Source organism: Streptomyces phytophilus, assembly GCF_013870535.1.
Taxonomy (GTDB): domain Bacteria; phylum Actinomycetota; class Actinomycetes; order Streptomycetales; family Streptomycetaceae; genus Streptomyces; species Streptomyces phytophilus.
This window is the reverse complement of record NZ_JACBXC010001552.1, coordinates 1-1,240: the sequence shown is the minus strand read 5'-3', so window position 1 is coordinate 1,240 and position 1,240 is coordinate 1. Positions and strand designations below refer to the sequence as shown.

The window sequence follows — 1,240 nt, the reverse complement described above, 5'->3', positions numbered from 1 at the left end:
CCGCAGCCGCAGCTGCCGCAGCGCCTCCGGCGACCCCTGCGGCGCCATCTCGGCGCGCCCGCCGACGACCATGCGGCGGAAGACGTCGCCGCGCACGTGCGCCGAACGCGGCAGCCGCTCGGCGATGAGCTGGGCGACGGTGGACTTGCCGGCGGCCTGGACGCCGGTCAGCAGCAGGACCGCCGGGGTGTCGGGGAAAATGGTCTGCTCCTCGGAATGCGGCCGGAAGGGCCGGCGTTGACGCAGGCGTCAAGGACGCGCTTATCCGTACCACAGCAGGGAGATGGCCCATGGCGGCTGCCACCGGTGAAACGCCCAAGGTCGACTTCTACTTCGACCCGGCCTGTCCGTTCGCGTGGATCACCTCGCGCTGGATCCTCGAAGTGGAACGGCAGCGGGACATCGACCTGCGCTTCCGGGTGATGAGCCTGTCCGTGCTCAACGAGGACCGCGAGCTGCCGGAGTGGTACCGCGCGCTGATGGACAAGGCGTGGGGCCCGGTGCGGGTCTGCGTCGCCGCCGCGCAGCAGCACGGCGAGGACGTCCTGCGCGACCTGTACACCGCCCTCGGCACCCGCATCCACAACGGCGGCGAGGAGGACTACGAGACCATCGTCAAGGACGCGCTGGCCGAGGTGGGTCTGCCGGCGGAGCTGGCCGCGGCGGCCGGCAGCGACGAGTACGACAAGGCGCTGCGCACGAGCCACCACGAGGGCATGGACCCCGTCGGCGAGGACGTCGGCACCCCGACGATCCACATCGACGGCGTCGCGTTCTTCGGGCCCGTGATGACCGCCATCCCGCGGGGCGAGGAGGCGCTGCGGATCTTCGACGGGGCGCTGGCGATGGCGTCGTACCCGAAGTTCTTCGAGCTGAAGCGGACCCGCAAGGGCGACCTGAGCTTCGACTGAGCGGCCCCCCGGCGGGTAAGGACCGGACGCCCAAAGGCGTCCGGTCCTTACCCCTGTGCCGACGTACCGGCCCCCGTCGCCGGCCGGCGGCGCCTTGTGTACAGCCAGGCCGCCACCGTCACCGACAGCGGCCACAGCAGGTACGGGCCGGAGGCCACCAGCAGCGCCCCGACCGCGACCAGCGCCGGCACCGCCGCCTTCCGCCCGGCGCTGCCGCGCGGCAGCAGCCGGAACGCGGCGGCCACGCCCACCGCGTACACCGTGGTGAACGAGCCCGTGGTCAGCAGCACCAGCGGCTTCGTGCCGGTGTCCGTCAGCGTCACCGCGCC

At 72.6% G+C, this 1,240-nt stretch carries 2 protein-coding genes and 1 pseudogene; 1 reads left to right on the top strand and 2 read right to left on the bottom strand.

The window, feature by feature from the left end:
- Positions 1-201 (bottom strand): AAA family ATPase (locus H5J30_RS34165; protein ID WP_181791697.1); only part of this gene is annotated, 201 nt, incomplete at its 3' end.
- Between the two features lie 89 nt (positions 202-290).
- On the opposite strand from H5J30_RS34165, the gene H5J30_RS34160 reads away from it, so the two are divergent.
- Positions 291-911 carry a mycothiol-dependent nitroreductase Rv2466c family protein gene (locus tag H5J30_RS34160; RefSeq protein WP_181791696.1) on the top strand — a complete coding sequence of 207 codons (621 nt, stop codon included), beginning with the start codon at positions 291-293 and terminating at the stop codon, positions 909-911.
- Between the two features lie 47 nt (positions 912-958).
- Here the strand turns inward: H5J30_RS34160 and H5J30_RS34155 are convergent.
- Positions 959-1,240, bottom strand: a pseudogene (locus H5J30_RS34155) (amino acid permease); the annotation flags it as partial.

What these genes read in the sequence shown, in the direction of transcription:
- H5J30_RS34160 (WP_181791696.1), top strand. Translation starts at nt 291, where the DNA reads ATGGCGGCTGCCACCGGTGAAACGCCCAAGGTCGACTTCTACTTCGAC.